Origin of the sequence: Flavobacterium sp. 3HN19-14 (assembly GCF_051373205.1) — a bacterium.
Taxonomy (GTDB): domain Bacteria; phylum Bacteroidota; class Bacteroidia; order Flavobacteriales; family Flavobacteriaceae; genus Flavobacterium.
In genome coordinates, this window is sequence record NZ_JBPPZT010000001.1 from 1,242,661 (window position 1) to 1,264,081 (window position 21,421).

General features: G+C 42.9%; 15 protein-coding genes, 1 tRNA gene and 5 pseudogenes. 13 read left to right on the top strand and 8 right to left on the bottom strand.

What is annotated here, in order from left to right:
* Window position 1 precedes the first annotated feature (1 nt).
* From mraY to ACSLFW_RS06555, 12 genes and pseudogenes are all read left to right on the top strand, one after another.
* Window positions 2–1,224, top strand: a pseudogene (mraY, locus tag ACSLFW_RS06500) (phospho-N-acetylmuramoyl-pentapeptide-transferase).
* A pseudogene (gene murD / locus ACSLFW_RS06505) lies at window positions 1,224–2,559 on the top strand (UDP-N-acetylmuramoyl-L-alanine--D-glutamate ligase). The pseudogenes mraY and murD overlap by 1 nt, the downstream one beginning before the upstream one ends.
* Before the next feature lie 31 nt (window positions 2,560–2,590).
* Window positions 2,591–3,949, top strand: coding sequence for an FtsW/RodA/SpoVE family cell cycle protein (locus ACSLFW_RS06510; protein ID WP_436555103.1), 1,359 nt, complete (start codon window positions 2,591–2,593; stop codon window positions 3,947–3,949).
* 51 nt (window positions 3,950–4,000) lie between these two features.
* The gene (gene murG, locus ACSLFW_RS06515) at window positions 4,001–5,101 is read left to right on the top strand and encodes an undecaprenyldiphospho-muramoylpentapeptide beta-N-acetylglucosaminyltransferase (RefSeq protein ID WP_436555104.1); all 1,101 of its coding nucleotides are present in this window, start codon (window positions 4,001–4,003) and stop codon (window positions 5,099–5,101) included.
* Between the two features lie 125 nt (window positions 5,102–5,226).
* Window positions 5,227–6,576: a UDP-N-acetylmuramate--L-alanine ligase gene (murC, locus tag ACSLFW_RS06520; RefSeq protein ID WP_436555105.1), complete on the top strand. Its 1,350-nt coding sequence runs from the start codon at window positions 5,227–5,229 to the stop codon at window positions 6,574–6,576.
* Complete coding sequence (locus ACSLFW_RS06525) at window positions 6,563–7,297, top strand: cell division protein FtsQ/DivIB (protein ID WP_436555106.1); 735 nt, start codon at window positions 6,563–6,565, stop codon at window positions 7,295–7,297. Before murC ends, ACSLFW_RS06525 begins: the two co-directional genes overlap by 14 nt.
* 6 nt (window positions 7,298–7,303) lie before the next feature.
* Entirely contained in the window at window positions 7,304–8,707 is a 1,404-nt protein-coding gene (ftsA, locus tag ACSLFW_RS06530; protein ID WP_436555107.1) for a cell division protein FtsA, read from the top strand.
* Window positions 8,708–8,799: 92 nt separating this feature from the next.
* Window positions 8,800–10,731: pseudogene (ftsZ, locus tag ACSLFW_RS06535) on the top strand (cell division protein FtsZ).
* Window positions 10,732–10,935: 204 nt separating this feature from the next.
* Window positions 10,936–11,388, top strand: a complete 453-nt coding sequence (locus ACSLFW_RS06540) for a GatB/YqeY domain-containing protein (RefSeq protein WP_436555108.1) — start codon at window positions 10,936–10,938, stop codon at window positions 11,386–11,388.
* 48 nt (window positions 11,389–11,436) lie between these two features.
* Window positions 11,437–11,508, top strand: a tRNA-Arg gene (locus ACSLFW_RS06545).
* Window positions 11,509–11,797: 289 nt separating this feature from the next.
* Window positions 11,798–12,427: pseudogene (locus ACSLFW_RS06550) on the top strand (zinc-dependent peptidase); the annotation flags it as partial.
* A gap of 314 nt (window positions 12,428–12,741) precedes the next feature.
* On the top strand, window positions 12,742–13,467 hold the full coding sequence (locus ACSLFW_RS06555; protein ID WP_436555109.1) for a T9SS type A sorting domain-containing protein: 726 nt from the start codon (window positions 12,742–12,744) through the stop codon (window positions 13,465–13,467).
* Window positions 13,468–13,514: 47 nt separating this feature from the next.
* Here ACSLFW_RS06555 and rpe read toward each other — a convergent pair whose 3' ends face one another.
* The 8 genes and pseudogenes from rpe to ACSLFW_RS06595 all read right to left on the bottom strand — a co-directional run bounded on the left by rpe (window position 13,515) and on the right by ACSLFW_RS06595 (window position 20,529).
* On the bottom strand, window positions 13,515–14,171 hold the full coding sequence (gene rpe / locus ACSLFW_RS06560; RefSeq protein ID WP_436555110.1) for a ribulose-phosphate 3-epimerase: 657 nt from the start codon (window positions 14,169–14,171) through the stop codon (window positions 13,515–13,517).
* Between the two features lie 694 nt (window positions 14,172–14,865).
* A pseudogene (locus tag ACSLFW_RS06565) lies at window positions 14,866–15,730 on the bottom strand (sigma-70 family RNA polymerase sigma factor).
* Between the two features lie 152 nt (window positions 15,731–15,882).
* Complete coding sequence (locus tag ACSLFW_RS06570; protein ID WP_436555111.1) at window positions 15,883–16,401, bottom strand: hypothetical protein; 519 nt, start codon at window positions 16,399–16,401, stop codon at window positions 15,883–15,885.
* A 195-nt stretch (window positions 16,402–16,596) separates the two neighbouring features.
* Window positions 16,597–17,391: a hypothetical protein gene (locus ACSLFW_RS06575; RefSeq protein ID WP_436555112.1), complete on the bottom strand. Its 795-nt coding sequence runs from the start codon at window positions 17,389–17,391 to the stop codon at window positions 16,597–16,599.
* Entirely contained in the window at window positions 17,381–17,929 is a 549-nt protein-coding gene (locus tag ACSLFW_RS06580) for an RNA polymerase sigma factor (RefSeq protein WP_436555113.1), read from the bottom strand. Before ACSLFW_RS06580 ends, ACSLFW_RS06575 begins: the two co-directional genes overlap by 11 nt.
* Before the next feature lie 48 nt (window positions 17,930–17,977).
* Window positions 17,978–18,433: a hypothetical protein gene (locus ACSLFW_RS06585; RefSeq protein ID WP_436555114.1), complete on the bottom strand. Its 456-nt coding sequence runs from the start codon at window positions 18,431–18,433 to the stop codon at window positions 17,978–17,980.
* Window positions 18,399–19,277: a hypothetical protein gene (locus ACSLFW_RS06590; protein WP_436555115.1), complete on the bottom strand. Its 879-nt coding sequence runs from the start codon at window positions 19,275–19,277 to the stop codon at window positions 18,399–18,401. Before ACSLFW_RS06590 ends, ACSLFW_RS06585 begins: the two co-directional genes overlap by 35 nt.
* A gap of 367 nt (window positions 19,278–19,644) precedes the next feature.
* Entirely contained in the window at window positions 19,645–20,529 is an 885-nt protein-coding gene (locus tag ACSLFW_RS06595; RefSeq protein ID WP_436555116.1) for a hypothetical protein, read from the bottom strand.
* Between the two features lie 469 nt (window positions 20,530–20,998).
* Between ACSLFW_RS06595 and ACSLFW_RS06600 the strand changes: the two genes are divergently transcribed.
* Entirely contained in the window at window positions 20,999–21,370 is a 372-nt protein-coding gene (locus tag ACSLFW_RS06600; protein ID WP_436555117.1) for a helix-turn-helix domain-containing protein, read from the top strand.
* Window positions 21,371–21,421: the final 51 nt, after the last annotated feature.

The window sequence follows — 21,421 nt, forward strand, 5'->3', positions numbered from 1 at the left end:
TATGCTGTATTATTTATTTGAATACCTGCACAAACTGAACTTTCCGGGCGCCGGCGTTTTCCAGTACATTACATTTCGTTCTGCACTGGCGATACTGACTTCATTGGGATTATCGACGATTTTCGGTAAGAGAATCATCAATTTCCTGAGAAGACAGCAAGTTGGTGAAACAGTTCGCGAGTTAGGTCTGGAAGGGCAAAAGAGAAAGCCGGAACGCCAACGATGGGCGGGCTCATTATTATTTTTGCGACTTTGATTCCGGTTTTACTGTTCACGAAACTCAATAATATTTATGTTGTGCTATTGATTGCGACCACGTTATGGATGGGAACAATCGGTTTTATAGACGATTACATCAAGATTTTCAAGAAAGATAAAGAAGGCCTCAAAGGGAAATTCAAAGTTATCGGACAGGTTGGATTAGGGATTATTGTAGGTTCGGTTTTGTATCTGAATCCGGGCGTTACTATAAGAACAGACAAAGGTGCAACTTACAATTTCAAGTCTACTGAAACGGTGATTTCGCAAGCGCCGGTTTACGAAAAATCGACGGCAACGACCATTCCGTTTTTCAAAAATAACGAATTCGATTATGCAGAACTGATTGCCTGGACGGGCGATGGCTACGAAAACTGGGCGTGGATTGTCTTCATCCCAATCGTGATTTTCATCATCACGGCAGTTTCAAACGGAGCGAATTTAACCGACGGCATCGACGGACTCGCAGCCGGGACTTCCGCGATTTCAGTAGTCGCGCTCGGGATTTTCACTTTCGTATCCGGAAATATCATTTTCTCGAATTACCTCAATATCATGTACATCCCGAATTCGGGAGAAATGACCGTTTTTATCGCCGCTTTTGTCGGCGCGTTGATTGGATTTCTTTGGTACAATTCGTATCCGGCGTCAGTATTCATGGGCGATACAGGAAGTTTGACAATCGGTGGCATTATCGCGGTTCTGGCAATTTCTGTCCGCAAAGAAATGCTGATTCCTTTATTGTGCGGGATATTTTTAGTCGAAAATTTCTCAGTGGTTTTGCAGGTTTCTTATTTCAAATACACGAAAAAACGTTTCGGCGAAGGCCGCAGGATTTTCCTGATGTCGCCATTGCACCACCATTACCAGAAAAAAGGCTATCACGAAAGTAAAATCGTGACGCGTTTTTGGGTTTGCGGCATTCTGTTGGCAATCCTCTCAATCGTAACACTGAAATTAAGGTAATGCAAAGATTAGCTGTCTTCGGAGGAGGCGAAAGCGGCGTCGGAACAGCGATTCTTCGGCAAAAAGAAAGGCTATGATGTTTTCGTGTCCGATTTCGGCAAAATAAAGGAAAATTACAAAGAAGTTCTTACGATTAATGAGATAGCCTGGGAAGATGAAACGCACACGGAAGCATTGATTTTAAATGCAGATGTGGTGATGAAAAGTCCCGGAATTCCGGATAAAGCTGCCATCGTGAAAAAGTTGCACGAAAGGAAAATTCCGGTGATTTCTGAAATTGAATTCGCCGTACAATTCACCAATGCAACCATCATCGGCATCACAGGAAGCAACGGCAAAACGACAACAACGATGTTAACGCATCATTTGCTCAAATCTGCCGGATTGAATGTCGGACTCGGCGGCAACATCGGAAAAAGTTTCGCCTGGCAGGTTGCCGAAGGACAATTCGATGTGTATGTGCTTGAATTAAGCAGTTTCCAGCTCGACGGAAGTTTCACTTTCAGGCCGCACATCGCCGTGATTACGAACATCAGTCCTGGACTATCTCGACCGCTATGATTACAAATATGAAAATTACATCGCAGCGAAATTCAGGATTACGATGAACCAGACGGAAGGCGATTTCCTGATTTATGATGATGACGACGAAGCGATAACCGAATGGTTTCAGCACAACAGAACAAAAGCACAGAAAATTCCATTTTCGATTTCAAAAGAAGAAGATTACGGAGCCACCATAAAAGACAAAACAATGAAAATTAACATCACAGACGAAGAATTCACAATGGATACCAGCCACTTAGCCCTAGAAGGAAAACACAATATGAAAAACGCAATGGCAGCTGCTTCGGTAGCACAACTGATGAAAATCAGGAAGCAGACCATTCGCGAAAGCTTGTCGAATTTCCAGGGCGTAGAGCATCGTTTGGAGAAAGTGCTGAAGATCCAGAATGTGCAATACATCAACGATTCTAAAGCGACCAATGTTAACGCGACTTTCTTTGCCCTGGACAGCATGACGGTGCCAACGGTCTGGATTGTCGGTGGTGTCGATAAAGGAAATGATTACTCTGAATTGATGTCATTGGTGCGTGAAAAGTAAAAGCCATCATCTGCCTTGGTATCGACAACAAAAAAATCATCGACGCTTTCGGAAACGTCGTCGACATTATGGTGGAAGTTGAAAGCATGGTGGATGCGGTGAGAACGGCACAGCATGTTGCTGAAAAAGGCGACGCGGTTTTATTGTCACCGGCGTGTGCGAGTTTTGATTTGTTCGAGAATTATGAAGACAGGGGAAGACAGTTTAAACAAGCAGTACAAAATTTGTAAATAGCAATTTCAATTGCAAAATCTAAAATAAATGAAAAGCATTCTAACAAGCTTAAAAGGAGACAAAGGCATCTGGTCATTCGTGGCCCTGCTTGGCATGTTCTCATTTATGCCTGTTTTTAGTGCGAGCAGCAATTTGGCGTATATGAATCACGGAACCGGAAATACGCTCGGTTATCTGCTGAAACATTTCGTTCACGTCGTCTTCGGATTTGTCATTTTGTACAACATACAAAAAGTGCCTTACCATTATTTCCGCGGCTTGTCAAAAGTGTTGTTGCCGTTGGTGTGGCTGCTTTTAGCATACACATTATTCTTCGGAATTGAGCAGGGCAGTGCAACGCGCTGGATCCAGGTGCCGTTCGTAGGAATTTCGTTCCAGACTTCATCACTCGCATTTATCGTTTTAATGATTTTCGTAGCCAGATTTTTATCGAAAACGCAGACAGAACCAATGTCGTTTAAAACGTCGTTTCTGCAATTATGGGTTCCGGTCGGAATTACGCTGATGTTGATTTTGCCGAATAACTTCTCCACCGCAGCCCTGATTTTCGCAATGGTACTGATGTTGACGTTCATCGGAAATTATCCGCTCAAATACATCGGAATTATCGTTGGTTCGGGTATCATGCTTTTCATGATGTTCATTCTGGTAGCAAAAGTCGTCGAAAAAACAAATCCCGATCATACACCAAAAATTTTCCAAAGGGTGAAAACCTGGGAAAATCGTGTCGAAAGCTTTTTCAGCAACGAAGAAACCGAAAGTTCAAAAGACGATAATTACCAGATTGAAAAAGCAAAAACAGCTATCGCATCTGGCGGTGTTTATGGGCTTGGGCCGGGAAAAAGCGTGCAGAAAAACTTCCTGCCGCAATCATCCTCCGATTTTATTTTTGCCATCATCGTCGAAGAATACGGACTCGTAGGCGGCATCGGCGTTTTGGTACTTTATCTTTTATTGTTCTTCCGTTTCATTGTCGCGGCGCACAAAGCCAATTCGCCATTCGGCAGGCTTTTGGTCGTCGGACTCGGATTTCCAATCATCTTCCAGGCATTGATTAATATGGGTGTTGCGGTGCAATTGCTCCCGGTCACAGGACAGACTTTACCATTGGTAAGTAGTGGAGGAAGCTCGATCTGGATGACTTGTGTCGCCATCGGAATTATCCTGAGCGTAACCAAAAAAGAAGAAGAGATCGCCGCCGAACTAGAAGAAAAAGAACAACGCGAAGTCGCTTTACAAAAATTAATCGACAAACAACTCGCAGAAGACGAAGCAGAAGCAGAATTGGCCGAAGCCGAAAAATTATCAGCCGCTTTTGCAACCGACAACTATTCAATTGAAGACAAAGCGAGCAACCCAATGAACGCAGTAAAAAACAGATATTAAAAAAACTTAGCGACTTTGAGCCTTTGCGCCTTAGCGGTTAAAAAAATAAAAATGGCAAACTTAAAATTCATACTAAGCGGCGGCGGAACCGGAGGGCACATTTACCCTGCGATTGCAATTGCCGATGAATTAAAGTCGCGTTTCCCCGACTGCGAAATCCTATTCGTAGGTGCCAAAGACAAAATGGAAATGCAGAAAGTGCCGCAAGCAGGTTACAAAATCGAAGGTTTGTGGATTGCCGGATTACAAAGAAAACTGACTTTCCAAAACGCCATGTTTCCGCTGAAATTAATGAGCAGTCTTGCAAAATCAAGAGCGATCATTAAAAATTTCAGGCCTGATGTTGCGATTGGAACTGGCGGATTTGCAAGCGGCCGACTTTTACAGGTTGCGAATGGTTTGAATATTCCAACTGTAATTCAGGAACAAAATTCCTATCCGGGAATCACAAATAAATTATTGAGTAAAAAAGCAAAAGCGATTTGCGTCGCCTATAAAAATTTAGAAAGATTTTTCCCGAAAGATAAAATCGTATTGACCGGAAATCCGGTGCGTGAAGATTTGATCCACATCCACGCCAATAAAAAAGAAGCACTCGATTATTTCAAACTCGATTCAAACAAAAAGGTTTTGCTTGTTCTCGGCGGAAGCCTTGGTTCAAGAAGAATCAACCAGTTAATTGCAAAAGAATTGGTGAATTTCACCGCGCAAAATGTGCAGGTCGTCTGGCAATGCGGGAAATTTTATCACGAAGAATACAAACATTTCGGCGAACATGAAAACGTCCATGTTTTGTCTTTCATCGACAGAATGGATTTGGTTTACGCTGCCGCGGATTTCGTGATTTCGCGTTCCGGAGCATCATCGGTTTCAGAATTGTGCATCGTCGGAAAACCGGTGATTTTCATTCCGTCACCAAATGTGGCCGAAGACCATCAAACCAAAAATGCCCAGGCGATTGTTGACCATAAAGGCGCTTTGATGATGAAAGAAGTGAATCTGGATACACAATTCACCAATATGTTCAATAACCTGATTTCAGACGAAAACCTCCAATCAGAATTGTCAAAAAATATAAAAGACCTGGCGAAAGTCAACGCGACAAAAGAAATCGTCGACGAAATCGTCAAACTGGTAGAGTTGAAAGGCTAAAGTCCAAAGTCGAAAGACCAATTCGAAGGGATAAAAAAATTAAAAAAGAATAACAAATTATAAAAGAAATATTATAAACAAAGGAGATTGACTTTCAGACTTTCGACTTTCAACTTTCGACTAAAATGAACATGAACCAAATACATAACGTCTATTTCATAGGCATCGGCGGAATCGGGATGAGTGCTTTGGCACGCCATTTCAAAACCCTCGGTAAAAATGTATGCGGTTACGACAAAACGCCGACAACGCTGACTTCAGAGTTGATTGAAAGCGGGATTGCCATTCATTTCGAAGACGATATCAATCAAATCCCGAAAGATTTTTACACAGAAAATACATTGGTTGTCGTAACGCCGGCAGTTCCTGTTACGCATTCCGAATGGAATTATTTCATCGAAAGAGGCTTTGAAATTAAAAAACGCGCAGAAGTTTTGGGCATTATCACGAAAGACACTTTCTGCTTCGCCGTTGCAGGAACACACGGAAAAACCACGACTTCAAGTATCCTCGCCCATATTTTATACGAAACCGGCGCAGATGTTACATCGTTTTTGGGTGGAATCGTAGAAAATTATAATTCGAATTTAGTAGGAAACGGAAAAACCGTAACAGTTGTCGAAGCCGATGAATTCGACCGTTCGTTCTTACATCTTCATCCAAATCTCGCCTGCATTACTTCGATGGATGCGGATCATTTGGATATTTACGGAGACAAAGCGCACATCGAAGCATCATTCGTAGAATTCGCGGATAAAATCGACGAGAAATCGAATCTGTTCATTGCGAAAGGTCTGCCGTTAAACGGAATGACCGTTGCCGTTAATGAAGACGCCGATTACAAAGCAATCAACATCAGGATTGAAAACAGCAATTACGTTTTTGACGTGCAAACGCCGTCGGAAACCATACAAAATATCCAATTCGGCTTGCCCGGAAAGCACAATTTAATGAATGCGATAATGGCTTTGGCAATGGCAAAGAGCTTCGGTTCCCCAACTGAAGGCATTGTCAAAGCATTATTATCATTTCGCGGTGTTAAAAGACGTTTTTCGTATCAGATAAAGACCGAAAATCTCGTTTACATTGATGATTATGCGCATCATCCGACGGAAATCAATGCGGTGCACCAGGCGGTTTCAGAATTGTACCCGGACAAAAAAGTGCTGGCGATTTTCCAGCCGCATTTGTTCAGCAGAACGAGAGATTTTGCAGATGATTTTGCCAAAAGTTTGTCCGCTTTTGACGATGTGATTTTACTCGATATTTATCCGGCGAGGGAATTGCCGATGGAAGGTATTTCTTCCGAATTTTTGATGCAGAAAATGACAAATCCGAATAAAAAAATCGTCTCAAAAGAAAATTTGATAAAAGAAATTTTAAACAGCGATGCTAACATTTTCGTTACCATCGGAGCAGGCGATATCGGAGAATTGGTTGATGATGTAAAAGAAGCACTTCATGAGAAAATTTAACTGGACAAATATCTGGCAAAATGTGCGCCTGCTATTGATTTTAGTGGGATTGTGCTTTTTATATTCGTTTACGCTGCAACGGAATGAAGCACGAAAAATTACCAAATCAATCGTCGAATTTACAAAAGGCGACAACGGTTTTGTAACCCGCGAGGCGGTTAATAAATTGTTAATAGAAAATAATCAGGATGCAAAAACAATCCGTAAAGATGGGTTAGATTTGAATAAGTTGGAAAAATCCATCAGTTCAAACGATATGATCGAGAAATCGGAAGTATTTGTGAGTATAGATGGTGTCCTGAAAGCTGTTGTGAAACAAAAAACGCCAATTGCGCGCGTGAACAACGAGACGGGTTCTTTTTATATTGATTACGAAGGACATACAATGCCGTTATCGGAGATTCATGCTGCAAGAGTTCCGCTTGTTTCGGGTGAAATTAACGCCAAAAACAGCAAAGAAATAAGCAAGTTATTGCGATTTGTCTATGACGATGATTTTTTGAAAAAGAACATCATCGGTATGCAGATTTTGCCAAGCGGGAGCCTTTTGATGTGGAACCGCAACTTCGATTACACCATCGAATTCGGCAAAACCATCAACGTAGAGCAGAAGTTTAATAATTATAAAGCATTTTTTCAAAAAACAGTTCAGGATAGTTCAATTAACAAGTACAAGTCAATAAACCTGAAGTTCACGCAACAGGTAGTGTGCACAAAATAAGAGATTATGGAAAAAGAAAACATTGCTGTCGGTTTAGACATCGGGACAACCAAAATTGTCGCCATGATTGGCAAGAAAAATGAGTACGGGAAACTGGAAATTTTAGGTGTCGGAAAATCCAAAAGCCTTGGTGTGGCAAGAGGTGTCGTGAACAACATCACGCAAACCATCCAGTCGATCCAGCAGGCGGTGATTGAAGCTGAAAACAATTCAGGCTACAAAATCAACGATTGTGTGGTCGGGATTGCAGGGCAGCACATCCGCTCGATCCAGCACAGCGATTACATCTCGAGGAGCAATCCGGAAGAAGTAATCGGCGACAAAGACATCGACTTGTTAATCAATCAGGTGCACAAACTGGCGATGCTTCCGGGCGAAGAAATCATCCACGTTTTGCCACAGGAATTCAAGATTGACGGGCAATCTGAAATCAAGGAACCCATCGGCATGTACGGCGGAAGACTCGAATCAAGTTTCCACGTAGTTGTCGGACAGGCTTCGTCTATCAGAAATGTCGGAAGATGCATCCAAAGTTCAGGTATTGAATTATCCGGATTGACATTAGAGCCGTTGGCTTCTGCCGATGCGGTTTTGAGCCAGGAAGAAAAAGAAGCCGGTGTGGCTTTGATCGATATCGGTGGCGGAACTACTGATTTGGCGATTTTCAAAGATGGCATCATCCGTCACACGGCAGTGATTCCATTCGGAGGAAATGTCATTACGGAAGACATCAAAGAAGGCTGTTCCATCATCGAAAAGCAGGCGGAACTTTTAAAAGTAAAATTCGGGTCGGCATGGCCTGGTGAAAATAAAGACAACGAAATTGTTTCGATTCCGGGATTAAGAGGAAGAGAGCCAAAAGAAATATCCTTGAAAAACCTTTCGAAAATCATCCACGCAAGAGTTGTGGAAATTATCGAGCAGGTTTTTGCAGAGATCAAAGCATACGGGCACGAAGATCCAAGAAGGAAACTCATCGCTGGAATCGTATTAACCGGAGGTGGTGCGCAATTACAGCACATCAAGCAATTGGTTGAATACATCACAGGAATGGACACAAGAATCGGTTATCCGAATGAGCATTTGGCCGGCAATTCCGATGAGGAAATCTCAAGTCCGCTTTACGCGACAGCGGTTGGCTTGGTCATGAACAGCATCCAGAACAATACCAAAAGCGCAACGCCAATGGTGCCAGTGAAGGAAGAAGTAAAAGTTGTTTACAGACAGCCGGAGCCAATCCAGGAAGCGCCAAAAGCAGAAACGCCTGTTGAAGAGGTTCGCGAAATGGTTTACGCCGAATCAACACCAAAACCAATCAAAGAAGTCGAATCGACAGAGAATAAAATCAAACGTTCCTTCTTTGATAAATACGTAGACAAAATCAGGGATTTCCTTGATAACGCAGAGTAGTCGAAGGAGAAAAGTCAAAAGCCGAAAGAAGCGGACTTTAGACATTCGACATTCGACTTTAGACTAAATAAAAGAATTAAATACCAAATAATATGACAAGCAACTCAGATTTTGGAAGCATTTCATTTGATTTACCAAAAAACCAATCAAATGTGATTAAAGTGATCGGTGTTGGCGGCGGCGGAAGTAACGCCATCAATCACATGTTCAAGCAAGGGATAAAGGGGTCGATTTTATCGTTTGTAATACCGATTCGCAGGCGTTGCAGAACAGCGCTGTGCCAAATAAGATCCAGTTGGGTGTTCACCTGACAGAAGGACTTGGTGCCGGTGCAAACCCTGAAGTAGGCCAGCAATCAGCCATCGAAAGTATTTCTGAAATCGAGAAAATGCTCGACAGCAATACCAAAATGGTATTCATCACTGCCGGAATGGGCGGCGGAACCGGAACCGGAGCTGCTCCTGTAATCGCGCAATTGGCGAAAGAACGCGATATCCTTACAGTCGGAATCGTGACCATTCCTTTCCAATTTGAAGGAAAGGTTCGTCATGACCAGGCTTTGCTCGGCGTTGAAAAATTAAGAAAACAAGTTGATTCTCTTATCGTGATCAACAACAACAAACTGCGTGAAGTATACGGAAATCTTGGTTTCAAAGCCGGATTCTCGAAAGCTGATGAAGTTTTGGCAACCGCTTCCCGCGGAATTGCTGAAGTCATCACGCACCACTACACCCAGAATATCGACTTAAAAGACGCCAAAACCGTCTTGTCAAACAGCGGGACTGCCATCATGGGATCGGCAATTTCAACTGGCGACAACCGCGCGAAAGAAGCGATTATTTCTGCTTTGGACTCGCCACTTTTGAATGACAATAAAATCACAGGAGCCAAAAACGTATTGTTGCTTATCGTTTCAGGAACCAGTGAAATCACGATTGATGAAATCGGAGAAATCAACGACCACATTCAGGCTGAAGCGGGCTTCAACGCCAATATCATCATGGGTGTCGGCGAAGACGAATCTTTGGGCGATGCAGTTGCTGTTACGATTATCGCTACGGGATTTAACGTTGAACAGCAAAACGAAATCGTCAATACCGAGCCAAAAAAAATTATCCACGCACTTGAAGACGAGCAAAAAATCACCCATAACCTGACGCCGAAAGTTGTTGCTTCTTTCGATTTCACGGAAGTACAGTCTTCATCACACGAAGAAAAAATCGTACACAATTTAATGGAGGAAATCACCATTGAAGAAGCGGTTCGTGTTGAGGCAATCGACTTCGAATACAATTTGGTTCCGACAACAGAATTCATTAAAAATATCGATGTGACTTTCGAAATCGTTGCGCCGCCAGCTGAACAGGATTTCTATTTCACTTCGCCAGCCGTGCGCGAAATCGAGGTGCGCGAGCCGCAATTCATCGTAAAAGAAGAAGAGCAAATCACATTCTCTTTCGACCTTCCAATCGCAAAAGCTGCGCCTGTAGTGGAAACAAGAGAAGAAAAAATCCTTTTCGAATTAACGCACGAAACCCGTGAAATCCAGGTGCACGAACCAGTGCAAATGGTTCCGGTAACTGAATTGAACGAAAACGGCATCATCCGTTATTCACTCGAAGAATATATGGAAGTGGAGAATTCATTGCTTGATTCAAAACCGGTTGTAAAAGTGGCCGAGCCTGAAAGCGAAGCGTTGAAAATCACGATGAAGAAAGTCGATTTGGCGCCTGAATTCAATACTTACGAAAACATTTCCCCAACAGAAATGTCTCTCGAAGAAGCATCAAGATTGCGTGCAGACGAAAGAAGAAGAAAATTAAAAGAGTTCAATTACAAATTCCATAACAACCCGTCAAGATTAGAGGAATTCGAAAAAGAACCCGCTTATAAAAGGATGGGCGTCGACATCAGCAGTGCGCCATTGAACAATAACAAATCCCGGACACTCGATTGGAACCGACAGTAACGACGACATGCAATTGCGTTCGAACAACTCGTTTCTGCATGACAACGTGGATTAGCTAACTCAAACCAATTTCCTTAACCCGAAAGTCTTCTGATTTTCGGGTTATTTTTTGCCATCGAATTAACGTAAAATGCTTAAATTCGCGTCAGAAAATTTGGGGCTGTTTCCGGCTATCCGTTGCAATCTTTAGTTTTTTGCTGCCAAAAAACTAAAGGATTTCCACTACTATCCGGGCCAGGCATCCGCTAAAACAACAACTATGAGTTTATCAACACAAATCATGGACGAAATCAAAAACGCCATGAGAGCCAAAGATACCGTCGCTTTAGAAGCCCTAAGGTCAATTAAATCAGAGCTTTTACTTGCGCAGACTGCTTCAGGTTCAAAAGAAGAAATCACTGAAGACGAAGAAATCAAATTATTACAGCGTTTGGTAAAAACCCGCAAAGAAAGCGCGAAAATCTTCACCGAACAAAACCGTCCTGACCTGGCTGAACCAGAATTGGCGCAGGTTGCAGTTATCGAAAAATTCCTTCCGGCGCAATTATCCGAAGCAGAAGTTGAGGCAGTCATTGCCAAAATCATCGCCGAAACCGGCGCGTCAGGCATTGCATCAATGGGCAAAGTTATGGGTTTGGCATCTGCGCAATTGGGCGGAACAGCTGAAGGTAAAACCATTTCGACTATCGTTAAAAAACTATTGACGCAATAAAACTACATTTCAGAAAACTGCGGTCTGCCGTCTGTTATCTGAAATTTCGGCTGCGTAGTTCAATGGATAGAATGTCAGATTCCGGTTCTGATGATGGAGGTTCGAGTCCTCTCGTGGTCACTTTAATATAAGGCAAGTCAAATACAGGCTTGCTTTTTTGTTTACAATCTATACAAATCATTATCACGAAACAAAACAAAATTCCCGCATTTTTCGTTTCTTGCAGCACAAACCCAACCAATAATGCTATTCTTTTTTATCATCATTTTTCTGGCATTAGTTGTCGCAATTGTCTTTGCGATCGGAATCTTCAACCTGATTGTCGAGCCGTTGTATTTTCAGATTTACAAAAAACCTGTTTACGTATTTTTTTATCCGGTGTTGAAGAAATTGCCTCCGTCACAAAAAAGAAATCCTTGAGCAGCAAGTCGCTTTTTACAAAAAACTCTCAGATAAGAAAAAGAAATATTTCGAACACAGAACATACGAATTTCTCATAACCTACGAATTTCACGGACAGGATTTAACCATCAATGACGAAATGAAAACTACCATTGCCGCTTCTTATGTAATGCTGACTTTCGGAATGCGCAATTACCTCATTGACGTTTTTGATAAAATCCTCGTTTACCCGACTTCCTATTATTCCAGCGTCAGTGATGAAATGCATAACGGCGAATTCAACCCAAAATACAAATTGATTGCCTTTTCGTGGCAGCATTTCAAAGAAGGTTATGAAACCGATGCTGATAATTTAAATCTTGGTATTCACGAATTCTCTCATGCCCTGCACAATTACGGGATGAACAACCAGAACAGCAGCGCGGCGATTTTTTCGCAAATGTATGAGCAGATCAGGGCAGATGTAAAACGGCCGGCAAATGCGCAACGGCTACTGAATTCGCATTATTTCCGGATTTATGCATTCACCAATGATTATGAATTTCTTGCTGTTATCATGGAGCATTTTTTCGAAACGCCGGAAATTTTTAAAGCTGAATTTCCGGAAACTTTATCTAAAAGTGCAGCACATGATTAATTTTACACCCTAAATTGATGAAATGTGATTTATAATACTACTTTTGGGCAAAACTAAAACCTGTATGAAAAATCTACTTTCTTTTTATTGCTGTTATCGGATTTCAATTTTCGTTTGCAAAAAACCGATTGGAATTCGGACGCGCCGTCATTCTATTATTCTGAGACGGTATACTGCGTGTCTTCGCCAAATGCTATACCGGTATTCGGCCCGGAACTGATAGCGGAGGTATATTTACTTCCAGCTCTATCGGAATTTTAGTAGATCCGATTACAGGCGAAATTAATTTTGGCGCCAGTGCTCCCGGAACTTATGTGATTTCCTATTCTTTACTGGGAATAGGAGGAGAGCCCAATTACGTCACTACCACTGTAGTTACAATCTCTGCTCCGATACAATTGCAACCTATTCCAGATGTGGCTGCCTGCAACTTTTATATTTTGCCGGAATTGTCGGAAGGTTACTATTCAGGCCATAATTCCGGCGACGTGATAACAACGTCTCAGCTGGTGCAAGTGCAAGCGCCTGCTGCAGGAGCTTGTCCCAGTGATTCCACTTCTTTTTATGTAGGCATAAATTCTGTCGATATAAGTCTTTCATTTGACGGAGCCGGTTATCATGCGAATCAATCCGACGCTACTTATCAATGGGTAATCTGCAGCGATCCCGCGATTGTTATCCAAGGCGAGACAAACCAGATTTTTGTGCCGACTGAAAATGGCGATTACAGCGTATTGATTTCCTACGGAGATTGCCAATCGTATGCGCAGTGTTTTGCAGTAGATTATTTAAATACAAACGACCATACGATTGCCGGGCTGGAATTCGGTCCGAATCCGTTTCATGATACGGTGCGGATAAAATCGAACGAAGTTCTTGACGGAATTTTGATTTACAACACTTTAGGGCAATTGGTTTTCAGTCAAAAGCAAGCATTGGAAAATGCACAACTGAATCTGTCAAATCTCCCGAATGGAAGTTATTTCGTGAAAGCAACTGCCGGAAACAAAACACAGACTTTCAAAATGATGAAAAACTGACCGTTTAACATTTTATAAAAAAGCCGGACAATTTTGCCCGGCTTTTTTTATTGTAATAAAGTCTTTAAATCGACTATTGTTTGTGTGGGATTCTCTGATCGGAAAACGAAATTTCCTGCGACGAGCACATCTGCTCCGGCTTCTTTTAATTGTAATGCATTCTTGTCAGAAACGCCGCCGTCAATTTCAATCAGCGTGGAAGCATTTTTGCGGGTGATCAGGTCTTTGAGTTTTTTAATCTTGGTATATGTGTTTTCGATGAACGATTGTCCGCCAAATCCTGGATTCACGCTCATGATGCAAACGAGGTCAATGTCGTTGATGATATCTTCCAATAAATCAATATTGGTGTGCGGATTGATGGCGACGCCGGCTTTCATGCCTTCAGCTTTTATTGCCTGAAGTGTTCTGTGCAGGTGCGGACAGGCTTCGTAATGAACGGTCAGATTGTTAGCGCCCAAATCGGCGAAAGTTTTGATGTAACGGTTCGGATCGACAATCATCAAATGCACGTCGATGGTTTTTTTGGCGTGGCGTGTAATGGCTTCGAGAACGGGCATTCCAAAAGATATATTCGGAACGAAAACGCCGTCCATGATGTCGATGTGGAACCAGTCGGCCTGGCTGTTGTTGATCATTTCGATGTCGCGTTGTAAGTTGGCAAAATCTGCGGCGAGGACTGATGGGGCTATTAATGTGTTCATTGTGTAGTTGTTTTGGCAAAAGTAGTTTTTTAAACGCAAAGGGGCAAAGTTTTTCGCAAAGGCCACAATGTAAGTGTTGTGGAATATGGAACACGGATGACACGAATGATGCAGATTTTCGAGGATTTCTTTGATTGTGTTGAAATTTTGCTTGCGTGAGATTTGATATTAAGAGGAGGACAGCCAGTGGCTGTCAGGTATTTCTATGGTTGTAGCTAATTTTACAGCTGCGTGAGGGATTCCTTCGGCAGTCGCAAAGCCCTTGTGAGGCGGTATCCGTTTTATTAGGCCCTCGACTACGCTCGGGGTGAAGACAAAAATTTCTGGGCCTGATAAAAAGATTTAGCCGAAAGCCCGACCCTTGTGGTACGCCATAAAAAAACCATTAAGAGATTAAGAAACATTAAGACTGCTGCTTAATGAAACTAAATACCTTAATGGTTCAAATACTTACTTGCTTAATGAAAAACAAAACTCCGAATACCCGAGCGCTTGCGCGAACTGACCGGAATTTTTGTTTAAAAAACAAAACTCCGGTAATCAGCCGGAGTTTCAATCATCAATCAAAAAACGAACAGTTAATCAGACTGTTGTTACTTTAAATATTTTCAATAACGGATAACATATTGGACACCGCAAAGTACAAATTATTTTTTAAAAACCAAATCTTTGTTACGATACAATTATGATTTGATTAACCTAAATACGTTTTAAGGATTTTGCTTCTTGAAGTATGTTTCAATCTCCTGATGGCTTTTTCCTTGATTTGACGCACTCTTTCTCTTGTTAAATCAAAAGTCTCGCCAATTTCTTCAAGTGTCATCGGATGCTGGTCGCCCAAACCGAAATACAAACGCACAACGTCTGCTTCTCTTGGCGTCAATGTTTCCAAAGAACGCTCGATTTCCGTACGCAATGACTCGTGGATCAGCTCGCAGGTCCAGATTCGGAGATTCGCCCGAACGCAAAACGTCGTAAAGGTTAGAATCTTCTCCTTCAACAAGCGGCGCATCCATTGACAGGTGACGGCCAGAGTTTTTCATGCTCTCTTTTACGTCATTGACGGTCATGTCAAGCTCTTTTGCAATTTCTTCGGCAGATGGCGGACGCTCATTAGATTGCTCCAACAACGCATACATCTTGTTGATCTTATTAATAGAACCGATTTTGTTCAATGGCAAACGAACGATACGCGATTGTTCTGCCAAAGCCTGCAAAATCGACTGACGGATCCACCAAACTGCATAAGAAATGAATTTGAAACCACGGGTTTCGTCAAATCTTTGTGCGGCTTTGATGAGTCCTAAATTTCCTTCGTTGATCAAATCGGGAAGTGTAAGCCCTTGATTCTGGTATTGTTTTGCTACGGAAACCACGAAACGCAAATTGGCTTTCGTCAATTTTTCTAATGCGCGCTGGTCACCGGCTTTTATCTTCTGCGCCAATTCCACCTCTTCGTCAGCGGTGATAAGGTCAACTTTTCCGATTTCCTGTAAGTACTTGTCCAGGGAAGCAGTTTCACGATTCGTTACCTGCTTTGTAATTTTCAGCTGTCTCATTTAAATTTCCTCCTATTGTTATATTAAGTGTACAATATCTTATACGTAATGAAACGGGAAAAAGTTACAGAGGGCGCGGATATTTTTTTTGAAGTATAAAAAACCCGCTTCAGCAAACCGAAACGGGAATTTTCCAAACAACTAAATCTAAATTATAATTTGTAAGTGACGCCCGCCTGAAGCGCGAACAGCAAAGGCTTGAATGCCGTATCACTGCTGAACGGACTGATCTGGTATTTGACCACAGGCGACAAATCTGCCTGCCATTTCTGAGTAAGCCTGTAATTGAAAAGTGCGCCGAAAATAACGCCTGGCACAAATTGTTTCAGGTTGGATGCTTTTCCAAGGTCTAGGTTTTTTTCGCCGACTTTGGTACTGACGGAATTTTTTCCGAGGAAACTGCCGCTGAAACCCACGAAAATATCAGTTCCGATTTTGGATTCATTATCAACAACATAATACAAATCAACGGGAATTTCAAAATATTGGGTCTTTTGCAGCAAATTTACTTTCTGCCCGGCTTCATAATAAGCATCAAGCGCTTCATGGCCGGTTCCGCTGCTGAAATTGACATAAGTAGTGTTGTACAGCTTTTCATAAGGAACAGCTGTAGTATAAGCCGCAGTTGTCGATGCAAAGCCAATCCGCAATCCGATTTTTTCATTGAACATGATGCGCCCGTTGATGCCGTAAGTAAATGCGACGCCGCCTTTTTCTCAAAATCATCTCCGGTTTTTATGAGCGATGATGCTTTTGAAAATGAATTATAGTAGTCAGGCCCGATATAAATGCTGGCGTAGCTTTGGAATTTCTTTTCATCTTCTTTGGGCGGTTGCGGTTTGTATTCTCTTTTTGGTTTTTTCTTTTTATAGTGTCGATGGGTTGAAGGGCGACGGCTGATGAGTCGATTGCGGTTGCTGTTGTATCTTTTTTAAAAACGGGATATTCTTTTTCAGGTAAGGTTTCCGGCGTTTTGGAAGCAAGGGTCTTTTCTTCCTGACCGATAATCTTTTCCCTTTTGTTGATTTCGAATTGTGCTTTTTCTTTCCTTTGGAAGCAATGAAATTTTTGTTTTTTGATTGTGACGATTTTGTAACAACTCTTTTCTTCGAAATTGCTTTTTTTGACGTAACTGTATTTGTTTTTGAAGCAACAGGTTTTTTCGCGTCAACATTATTCTTGGATGCTTTTCCTTTCGCAGAAGAAGTTTTCTTCGTCGTCACCGTCGCGGTTTTTGTTTTTTTGACATAAACCTTATACCGCGTCACTACTTCATATTCATCGATTTCATCGTTAGATTTGATGAGTTTTCGCGTGACCGTAACTTTAGATTTGGTTGCCTTTTTGTTTTTGAAAGTGGTGTCGGTTTGTATTTCGGTTTGTTGTTCTTCGCCTGTAACGACAGTATTTGTAGTCGCTTTTTGAACTGGCGATTTTGTTTCAACCGCTGCTTCAACAGAAGAAAAACGTCCCGCGATTATCCATACAGAAAACCCGGTAAGCAAAACCGCCGCGGCTGCCGTGAGCCAGAACAATACTCTTTTCTTCCTTCGTTTGTCAAGGTCGGCACTGATGGAACGCCACACCGCATCATCCGGAGTCTTATCCAAAGCATTGAGTTTTTCCCTGAAAAGGTGCCCGATATCTTTCTTATTTTCCATGTTTCGTATTGTAATTATGGAAGTTGTCTTTTGCTTTAATTTTTTCCTTAAGGATTTGTTTGGCGCGGTGCAGGTTCGATTTCGAAGTGCCTTCAGAGATTGAAAGCATCGCCGCAATTTCCTGGTGCGAATAATCGTCGAGCTCATACAGGCAGAACACCAGTCGGTACTGATTTGGCAATTCCTGCACAAATGACAGGATTTCATCGAGTGAGAAATTCATTTCATCACCCGCTATTTCCGTGTCAGGGATATCATCCTTAATCGGCGCCAGCTGAAAACTTTTCTTATAACTGTCAATCGCCTTAAAAATCGTAATCCGCTTCATCCAGCCTTCAAAAGAACCGCTGTTGTTGTATCTTTTGATGTTCGTAAAAATCGCAATAAAGGCATTGTGCAAATTGTCTTCCGCCTCAGCGGTATTGCGGCAATACTTGAGGCTCAGGGCAAACAGCGTGTTCTTGTACAAATTGTACAACTGCTCCTGTTCCTTGCGGTTTTGCCTGATGCAACCTTTTATGATTTGGTCTAAACTCAAAGTGGATCTATTACGATTTAAAACTACACTTAATTTCCGTCAAAACGACTAAAAATACCTGATGGCTCTTGCACTAATGGCAATTGGCGGCGGAATTTTAGAAATTGCATTCACGCTTCCGTCAAAAAAGTCAACAACTATGGCATGATCTGCGTCAGATTCAGTCGATGTCCAGTAAGGTGCCTGATAAAAATCGCCTAAAAATATCACATTCAGATTCTGGTAAGCGAGCAGCAACTCTTCCTGCGAAGGCAAAAACCAATCGTCAGCATTTTGATAGTTGAAGGCATGAAAAGCCAAAGCCCGCTGCGCAACGACAGTACCATCATTCGCAGCGTTGCAGATGGAAGGGTTGGTGTAATAATCGGCTAATCTGTCATGGAAACCCGCTATCGCCGCGCTGTTCGCAATACCGCTGCCAACCGCTGTCGCATCAGCGTGCGCGATATCAGAACCCAGACAACCCCATTCAAAGAATCCCAAATCGGTTTTGCTGATCTCCATATACCGCCAACCGTTGCTGTAAAAGCCTTTGTCGTAAAACACGATGCCGCCGGCACTGACCTTCATCGCCAATCGCGTAAGGCGCCGTTTCCTTACATTTTCTTTGGATGACATAATTCCGAGGTGTATTGGTAATGATAATCTTGTCGTTATAAAACTGCGCCGGGCGGTCTATATTCCAATCGTTGGCGACTTCAGAATCGCCTTCGAGATTGATGTTCATGTGGAATTCTTCACCAACATACAGGAATGTCCATGTGCCGTTATACGTTTCGCCTTCAAAAGTAAAATGCAGTGTCCCATCGAAATTCGTATCGAAAACGCCACCGGCATATTTGTTGTCAGCATCTTTAAAATAAGGGACTACCCATACGCAATGCGGACTGCCGCCAAACAAACTGCCATAGAAAAGCAGAATGTCTTCCTTAGAACAGCTGTCAATCGCGATTTTGAGTTCGGTATTATTTGTCACGCTAAAAACAGTGCCGTCGCCCAATGTCGTTTGGATCGGATAACTGAGGCTGATGGATTGGTTGTCGGGCAGGTTGCCGAGAAATGCGCTCAGCTGGGCATCGCCGGTCAAAGTCACCGTGCCAATCACCTGGAGCTGTTCGTTGTAAACCTGTAGCACGAAAGGATAAATAAAATCAATACAGGTAATTTTTACAAGAGGATCATCACTATCGGTCGTCACATTTTGCAGCATATGAAATAGTGCTGAATTTTTGGCGATTACGTCTTCTGCAGTAACGGTTTTGATGTTGTCATCCATATCGGTGCAACTGTTGGTTATCATTGCGGCCAAAAACAACAGCAACAGGCGTAGGGATTTCAGCGTTTTCATAATGTATTCTTTTGCGGTTATATCTTATAGTCAGCAAAAAAATAAAAGGTTGCGTCAGCTTAATCAATCTCATGGCAGCCTTAACCCGGTCATGGAAATCCAAGACCCTGCGCAAAAATTTACGTCATCGGCATTCCCTTTTAACCACCCCGGCCTTCGGCCACCCCTCCAGAGGAGGGGAATGCCAAAACCAGATAGGATTAAGATTTTTGTTTTGCCACGAATTGCACAAATTTTCACGAATTTTTTATCTTGCCATGTAACAAACAGTACTTTAAAAAAATTTAATTCGTGGAAATTTGTGTAATGCGTGGCTGAAAATCATTCCACCCAAACTTTCAAACCGACCGCCGCAGTCCCGGATTACTCACCACCAGAAAAGTACCCGTCTCCGCCAGGTTAGACGCCAGCCTCGACCGCGTTTCACCCGCCGCCAAAAGCACCGGATCAGGCCCTTCATGGTCTGTCGCCGCCGAAAGGCTGAACTGCACCGCACCTGGCCCTGGCTCTCCACCGTATAAAAAGTATCCGCATCATAAGCCGTTGCCGTATGTACCGTCATCGTTGTTGCTGGCGGAACACTGACGGTCACCAAAGCTCCTTCGACACTCCCGTTGATATCAATCGCGCGCGCCGATTCGTACAAATTATAAACCACGGGACTGTTCACGGCAAAGCTGCGCATCAGCACGTCGAGCTTGTCTTCAAACAACGCGCGGACGCTGCCAATGATGGCAATCACCTGCTTGTTATCGCTCTTGCGCTGGTCGATGGCGAGTGTCGGGTCTGAAATCGCGTCGAGGTAATTCGTAATGGCGGTGTTCAAAGCCGTAACATCTGCGGCGGCAGCACCATAGGGGGCAAGTGCGGCACCGGCAGGCGCGAGGTTCTCGATAATACTGGCCTGCGTGACGAGTTCATCTTCGCTCATGCCCCGCCATTTGCTTGCGGCAAAGTCGGCACGCTTGCGCAGCACCGGGTCGTCGTTCATCACGGCATACGACGTAATGGCATTGCTGACCTTAAAGGCAAGCGTCTCAACGGCCTGCCTTTTGGCGAGCTTCGCAACGGCATAGCCGGTCAGGTCGGCACGGCTGCCCGAATCGGCGGCGATCAATTGGGTGATGTAAGTGCCCAATTGCGTGTAAACCGCGTTAACGGCTGGCACGGCGGTCATGGCAGCCGCATTTTTGGTTCCGTAATTCTTTACTTTCAGCGCCATGGCGAAAAAAGCTTCTTGTTCTCTGTTCATATAAGTAATGTTTAAAGGTTACAAGTTAAAGCCGGGGGTAGTTATAAACCGAAATGTAGGGATAAGCGATGCTACAATCCAAAAAAGGGGCGGTTTGAGGGGTTAATTTAGAGTGGTTATACGGTTTTGGAGTTTGTAACAAGCTTCGACGCCTTTAAAACAATCTACACTACCTTCAAAACACTTTAATCGGATAGCAAAACGCTTTTTGACGCCTTCAAAACCTGCTATCGCACCTTCAAAACATTCATCTGCGCAATCAAAACACGCGTTTGAAACTTCAAAACAAATTTATTAGCCTGCAAAACAGGCTAAATTGTCATTTTTAGAACAATATTTTTCATCATGCTTACACTAAGCCATCATAAGAATCAATAATTTGTAAGAAAAATTTAAATCTGCGAGTAGCAGCAATGAAATTTTTTTATAGATTTGAATAACCCCCACTTAACATATAAAAACTCAACCTATGAGGAGACCTAAGCGGGGCGATCTCACGCCTGAACAAAGTTGTATTGTCATTAACATCATGCCTGTGCTGCGGGCACGGGGTGTAAAATTTCCAGATGCCTATTTAAAGAAGATTGGCATCAGTTCTTTTTCTGCCACCAAGCTCCTTAGAGGCGAGGCCATCCAGATTGGGCTGAACCAGATTACGAAGCTTTGCTTTCACCTGAACTGCACGCCCAACGACCTGTTTGCACTGCGTGATATGGAGCTGCCACCGAAGCATGCGCTGCATGCGATTGAGAAGCTGAAACCTGTTGAGGAGATGAAAACGGTGGAGGAATACCTACAAGGGATGAGTGTGGGGGAGGTTCGGAAGATGTTGGAGGGGTGAGGATAATTAAGTATATTTGAGAAACAATAGTCAAATCCTATTAAAGTAGGA